The following is a 6,590-nucleotide window of genomic DNA, read 5'->3' on the forward strand; positions in this document are numbered from 1 at the left end:
CGGGTCGTGCCGACCGGGTCGTGCCGACCGGGTCGTGCCGACCGGGTCGTGCCGACCGGGTCGCGTCGGCCGGGTCGTGCCGGCCGGGTCGTGCCGGCCTCGTCCCGGCGGTCGATCCGTTCCCGACGGGCGGGTTGCCCGGCCCTCCGTCGTGTCGGCGGTCAGCCGCCCGCGTGGACCGGTTCCGACTGGTCGACCGGGGTGGCGCTCTGCGGCTTGTCCGGCGAGCGGCGGGTGAGGCGGCTTGCCAGCGGTTCGGTCCAGCGGGCGGCGAGGGGGCCGAGGACGACCAGGATCAGGACGTACGCCGTGGCCAGCGGACCGATCCGGGGTTCCGTGCCGACGGCGAGACCGGCGATGACGATCGAGAACTCGCCGCGCGCCACCAGCGTGCCGCCGGTACGCCAGCGGCCCTTGGGCGCGATGCCCGCCCGACGGGCGGCCCACCAGCCGGTGGCGATCTTCGTCAGCATGGTGACGACCGCCAGGGCGAGCGCCGGGAGCAGTACCGGCGGGATGTCCGCCGGGTTGGTGTGCAGCCCGAAGAAGACGAAGAACACCGCAGCGAACAGGTCCCGCAGCGGGGACAGCAGGCCGTGCGCACCCTCGGTGACCTCCTCGGACAGGGCGATGCCGACCAGGAACGCGCCCACCGCGGCCGACACCTGGAGGTGCTGGGCGACGCCCGCGACCAGCAGGGTCAGCCCCAGCACCACCAGCAGCAGCATCTCGGGGTTGTCGGAGGAGACCGCGCGGCTGACGATGCGTCCGTGGCGCAGGGCGATGTAGAGAACGGCGCCGACGGTGCCCAGGGAGATCAGCAGGGTGACACTGCCCCCCGCGAGGCTGACGCCGGCCAGCAGGGCGGTGAGGATCGGCAGGTAGACGGCCATGGCGAGGTCTTCCATGACCAGGACGCCCAGGATGACCGGCGTCTCGCGGTTGCCCGTGCGCCCGAGGTCGCCGAGTACCTTGGCGATGACCCCGGAGGAGGAGATCCAGGTGACTCCGGCGAGGGCGACGGCGGCGACCGGCCCCCAGCCCAGGAGCAGCGCGGCGATGGCGCCGGGAGCGGCGTTGAGGACGAAGTCGACGGCACCCGAGGGGTACTGGGTCTTGAGGGTGGTGACGAGGCTCGACGCGCTGTACTCCATCCCCAGCATCAGCAGCAGCAGGATGACACCGATCTCGGCACCCGTGGCGACGAACTCCTCGCTGGCCTGCAGGGGCAGGATGCCGCCGCGGCCGAAGGCGAGCCCCGCGAGGAGATAGAGGGGTATGGGGGAGAAGCCCACCCGTCCGGCGAACCGGCCCAACAGCCCGAGAGCGAGGATGATCGCTCCGAGTTCGATGAGCATGGCGGTGGTGTTGTGCACGGGCGTCTGACCTCCGTGGATCGATGCGGTGTCGGCGTCTGTGCCTGCTGAGCGGGTGCCGGAAAGACGGGTGCGGTGCCTGGTGAAGGGCTTCCGGGGTCGGATGCCGAGGTGCTGGGGGTGAGCCGGGTGTGTCCCCTACGAGGGGGGAGAGCGCCCGCGGGGCCTCGGGCCGAGTGGGCTGAGGGGGCGGGTGCGGCACGGGCTGCGGCCGGGGTGGGGGCCGGAGACGCCCGCGGTCGATGAAGGGCGCGTCAGCGCCGGGGGCGGCAGACGGCGCCGCCGGTATCCGGGACGCCGTCGCGGGCAGCGTTGTCGACACGTACGGGGATCACTCGACCCATGTCACGCCCCCGCTCTTCTTCTCATCGGTTCAACGGTCGGCGACGCTCGGTGATCGGTACGCGGCACCCAGGACGCGGCGCACTCGGTACACCGCACTCAGTGCCCAGTACTCAACGTGCAGAGTTCAACACCCGATGGAAGAGCGGAACGCTGCTCAACGGAGCGTAAGCGCTTGGTAAAAATTTTAGCGCACCCCAAACCGGGGTGCGCTGGGAAAAAACGTCGCATGCCATGGCAAAGCGACGTGCATGAATGTGGAATGATCCCGGCGGCCCGCGCTCTCAGCGGGCCGGGTGTCGCTGCTGGCCGTCCGTCCGCGGCGGGTACGGGTCGAACAGCTGCACGCCGATTCCGCTGAGCACCAGACCTGTCGCGATGAGCAGCCCGTCGGGCATGATCAGGCCGATGGTCAGCAGGACGAGGCCGGTCCCCAGCACCCACCAGGCGCGCGCGCGTCGGTATGCGCGGGGCCGGGTGGGCCGCCCGCTGGACATCGAGCGGGCGAAATGAGGGTCCTCCCGCTCGACTCGGGCCGCGAGATCGACGAGGCGCTTGTCGTCGGACTGGGGCACGTCTCCTCCTTCCCGAACGGTGGCAGCACGGTGAGACGGCCGGACGCCACCTCCGAGGCAGTGCCTTCGGGCGTCGGTACCGTGGCAACCGACGCCGGGGCGGAAAAGTGAAACGCCGGCCTCAAGAACTCGACACTCCGCCATCGGGCCGGCCAGGGGAGTTTGCCCGTGCGCCGAGGTCATCACCCGCCCGGTACGGGGTGATTCGGCGGGGACGGGCCTGTGTCGACTTCAAGGATCACCCGCGCGGGGGTCCCGCGACCATCGGGGGCGGCCCTCATCTTCGCGGGGGGCCAGGCTGTACGCGGACCGGGTCGGGCACCGCACACCCACGGGAAAAATGGGGACTGTCACGGATGGCGCACCGTCGGACCAGCGCTCACGCTGGGGCACGACGGCCCGCGCCCGCGCCCCCGGTAGCGCGGGCCGTCCAAAGCTCCGCAGCTCCGCGCCACGGGAGCCTACGACAGCAGAGCCGCCCCAGGCCGCCCCCTGCCAAGTAGCGTCTTGTGGGGGTGCTGCTTGTCAGGCGGTTCCCAGGGGCAGGACCCACAGGAGGCAGGACCCGGAAGGCAGGACCCGGGGCAGGGCCGGGTCACGGCGGTATCAGGGAAAGGCCAGGGTGGCCATCAGGGCGGCACTGCGGCGGTGTCGGGGTACAAGCACAGCAGGACGGCCGTACGACGACGGACGGCACCGGAGGAGCACGGTGAGGAGGCGGTACTGGGTGCCACTGTTCTGGCGGATCTTTTTGCTGAACGCCGTCGTGCTGATCACGGCCACCGTCCTGCTGCTCGGGCCGGTCACCGTCTCCACCCCGGTCCTGCTCACCGAGGCCTTCGTGCTCACCGTGGGACTGGCCGCCATGCTCGGTGCCAACGCGCTGCTGCTGCGCGTGGGCCTTGCCCCGCTGCAGCGGGTCACCCGCGCCATGTCCACCACCGACCTGCTCCGTCCGGGACAGCGCCCCGAGGTCGCCGGGCGCGGGGAGATCGCCGAGCTGATCAGCACGTACAACACGATGCTCGACCGGCTCGAGGACGAACGCGCCACGAGCAGCGCCCGTGCCCTGTCCGCGCAGGAGGAGGAACGCCGCCGGATCGCCCAGGAGCTGCACGACGAGGTCGGCCAGAGCCTCACCGCCGTCCTGCTCCAGCTCAAGCGGGTCGCCGACCACGCTCCGTCGGAGTTGCGAGAGGAACTGAGCCTGGTGCAGGAGACCACCCGGGGCAGCCTGGACGAGATCCGGCGCATCGCCCGCCGGCTGCGCCCCGGTGTCCTGGACGAACTCGGGCTGGCCAGCGCCTTCAAGGCACTCGCCACCGAGTTCGGCGGCCCCGGCCTGACGGTCCAGCACCGCCTCGACCCCGACCTGCCCGACCTGGGCCCGGAGGCCGAACTGGTCCTCTACCGGGTGGCCCAGGAGGGGCTCACCAACATCGCCCGGCACGCGCACGCCCGACGCGCGGAGGTCTCCCTGCGCCGCACCCCCTCCGGAGTGGAGCTGCGCGTCCGGGACGACGGCCAGGGCATCGGCGCCGCGTCCGAGGGCGCCGGCATCCTCGGGATGCGTGAGCGGGCCCTGCTCGTCGGCGCCGACCTCGATGTGGGGCCGGCCGTCGGCGGCGGGACCCGAGTACGCCTCGCCGTCCCCGTTCCCGTACGGGGTCCCGCGCCCGTGCGGACCCCGCCGCCCGTGACCACCGTCCCCGACCGGAAACACCGAACATGACCGAGCCCGGCCCCACCAGCACCCCCACCGGCGCCGAGAGCGGCGGCGCCGTCACTCGCATCCTCCTCGCCGACGACCACGCGCTGGTCCGCCGAGGAGTACGCCTCATCCTCGACGGCGAACCGGACCTGACCGTCGTCGCCGAGGCCGACAACGGCGCCGAAGCCCTCGAACAGGCCCGTATCCACGAACCCGACCTGGCCATCCTCGACATCGCCATGCCCCGCCTGACCGGCCTCCAGGCGGCCCGTGAGCTCTCCCGCACCCTGCCGCAGACGCGGATCCTCATTCTGACCATGTACGACAACGAGCAGTTCTTCTTCGAGGCGCTGGGCGCCGGTGCCTCCGGTTACGTGCTCAAGTCCGTCGCCGACCGCGACCTGGTGGAGGCCTGCCGGGCCACCATGCGCGGCGAACCGTTCCTCTACCCGGGCGCGGTCAACGCCCTCATCCGCAACTACCTCGAACTCGCCCGGGACGGCCGGAACCTGCCCGCGAAGGCCATCACCGACCGCGAGGAGGAGATCCTCAAGCTGGTCGCCGAGGGGAACACCTCGCAGCAGATCGCCGACCTCCTCGTCATCAGCCCCAAGACCGTGGAGCGCCACCGCGCGAACCTGCTGGCCAAGCTCGACCTGAAGGACCGGCTGGAACTCACCCGGTACGCCATCCGGGTGGGGCTGATCGAACCCTGACCGAGCGCCGGTCTCCGTGCGGCCGGCGTCCGCCCTTGTGCGTCCCGGGACCGTGGCCCGGGTGTTTCCCACGCCCATGTCCGGCCCCCGGCGATCGCCATCCGTGACGCCACTCAAACGAGATGGCGGACGACACTCACGCGATGTAGGGGCAGGCCCTCACCGTGGGCCGGTCGTCGGACTCGACGGGGCCACCACGCGTTTGCACGCCGTGCGGTTCGACGCCACGGGGCTCGCCCGGCGCGGGTCCGCGCCGTACGGTCCGCGCCCCATGGCGGTCGCACACCGTACGACTTCCCTCCGCGTGGGGACACATCGGGTGCAAGACTCTCTTCGCCCAGCCCAGCCATGTCTTGCCCGCCGTCCCCGTCAGGAGCGCCGTCGATGCCCCACCCGTACGTCCTGCTGTCCGCCGCCGTCTCGCTCGACGGGTATCTCGACGACACCGGCCCCGAGCGGCTGCTGCTGTCCGGCCCGGAGGACTTCGACCGGGTCGACGAGGTACGGGCGTCGGTCGACGCGATCCTGGTCGGCGCCGGCACGATCCGCGCCGACAACCCCCGGCTGCTGGTCAACGCGCCCGAGCGGCGTGCCGCCCGAGTCGCCGAGGGCCGCCCCGCGTACCCGCTGAAGGTCACCGTCAGCGGCTCGGGTGACCTGGACCCGGCGGCGAGGTTCTGGCACACCGGCGGCGCGAAGGCCCTCTACACGACCGACAAGGGCGCCGAACGCGCCCGCGCGCACGGCCTCGCCGCCGACATCGTGCCGCTCGGCGCCGACCTCGACTGGCGGCGGCTCCTGACACACCTGTACGACGCGTACGGCGTCCGGCGGCTCATGGTCGAGGGCGGCGGCCTGATCCACACCCAGCTCCTCACCCAGGGCCTGGCCGACGAGCTCCAGCTGGTCCTCGCCCCGCTCTTCGTCGGCGACCCGGACGCCGCCCGCCTCTTCGGCCCCGGCACCTACCAGGGCGGCCGGCTGCGGCTGCTGGAGACCCGTCCCATCGGCGACGTCGTCCTCATGCGCTACGAGCCCACCGCCCCCGGCGCCGGCCCGCTCCCCGTCGCCGCCGACCACCACTGGCTGGCCCTCGCCTGCGAACTGGCGGACCGGTGCCCGCCCTCTCGGACGGCGTTCAGCGTGGGCGCGGTGGTCGTGGCGGCCGACGGCACCGAGCTGGCGCGCGGCCACTCCCGCGAGGACGGCGACCCGGTGGTGCACGCCGAGGAGGCCGCCCTCACCAAGATCGACCCCGCGGACCCGCGGCTCGCGACCGCCACCGTGTACTCCAGCCTGGAACCCTGCGCCCGCCGCGCCTCCCGTCCGGCGTCCTGCGCCCGGCTGATCCTGGACGCGGGGGTACGGCGGGTGGTCACCGCGTGGCGGGAGCCGGACACCTTCGTGGCGGGCGCCGACGGCAGCGGAGTGCTGGCCGCGGGGGGCGCCCTGGTCGTCGTCCTGCCGGAGCACAAGGAGGCCGCCGAGGCACCGAACGGCCATCTGACCGGCCGGTGACGGAGGGGCGGCGGATACGTGTGTGCGAAGTGCCCCGCGGATGCCGTATGCTGGTTACACAACGACGCGGGGTGGAGCAGCTCGGTAGCTCGCTGGGCTCATAACCCAGAGGTCGCAGGTTCAAATCCTGTCCCCGCTACTGAAGGTCGAGGGCCGGAATCCGAAAGGGTTCCGGCCCTCGGCCGTTCCCGTCTCTCTTCTCGGCCCTGTCCCCTTCCGTGTCGATGTCACGCGTGCCGATATCACGCCGGGTGATCGGAGCGCCGCGCTGCGCATAACAATTGATGCGTCGTCAGGTCAGTCTCCCTGTTCCCTTCGGGTACGCCTTGCTGGCGTGAAAACATGGCTGCGG

General features: G+C 72.1%; 5 protein-coding genes and 1 tRNA gene. 4 read left to right on the top strand and 2 right to left on the bottom strand.

From position 1 onward, the window contains the following. Positions 1-161: 161 nt before the first annotated feature. Both ACFP2V_RS34860 and ACFP2V_RS34865 read right to left on the bottom strand, forming a co-directional pair. Positions 162-1,376, bottom strand: a complete 1,215-nt coding sequence (locus tag ACFP2V_RS34860; protein ID WP_381219422.1) for a cation:proton antiporter — start codon at positions 1,374-1,376, stop codon at positions 162-164. Between the two features lie 626 nt (positions 1,377-2,002). Then, positions 2,003-2,293 (bottom strand): DUF3040 domain-containing protein, encoded by a 291-nt coding sequence (locus tag ACFP2V_RS34865; protein ID WP_381219424.1) that lies wholly within the window; start codon positions 2,291-2,293, stop codon positions 2,003-2,005. 727 nt (positions 2,294-3,020) lie between these two features. Here ACFP2V_RS34865 and ACFP2V_RS34870 point away from each other — a divergent pair. The 4 genes from ACFP2V_RS34870 (at position 3,021) to ACFP2V_RS34885 (ending at position 6,377) form a co-directional block, all read left to right on the top strand. Next, positions 3,021-4,025: a HAMP domain-containing sensor histidine kinase gene (locus ACFP2V_RS34870; RefSeq protein ID WP_381219427.1), complete on the top strand. Its 1,005-nt coding sequence runs from the start codon at positions 3,021-3,023 to the stop codon at positions 4,023-4,025. After that, entirely contained in the window at positions 4,022-4,720 is a 699-nt protein-coding gene (locus tag ACFP2V_RS34875; RefSeq protein ID WP_381219429.1) for a response regulator, read from the top strand. Before ACFP2V_RS34870 ends, ACFP2V_RS34875 begins: the two co-directional genes overlap by 4 nt. A gap of 384 nt (positions 4,721-5,104) precedes the next feature. Beyond that, complete coding sequence (locus tag ACFP2V_RS34880; RefSeq protein ID WP_381219431.1) at positions 5,105-6,238, top strand: dihydrofolate reductase family protein; 1,134 nt, start codon at positions 5,105-5,107, stop codon at positions 6,236-6,238. Positions 6,239-6,303: 65 nt separating this feature from the next. Next, positions 6,304-6,377 (top strand) — tRNA-Met (locus tag ACFP2V_RS34885). Positions 6,378-6,590 lie beyond the last annotated feature (213 nt).

The sequence above is a fragment of the Streptomyces incanus genome (assembly GCF_042656345.1).
GTDB classification, from domain to species: domain Bacteria; phylum Actinomycetota; class Actinomycetes; order Streptomycetales; family Streptomycetaceae; genus Streptomyces; species Streptomyces incanus.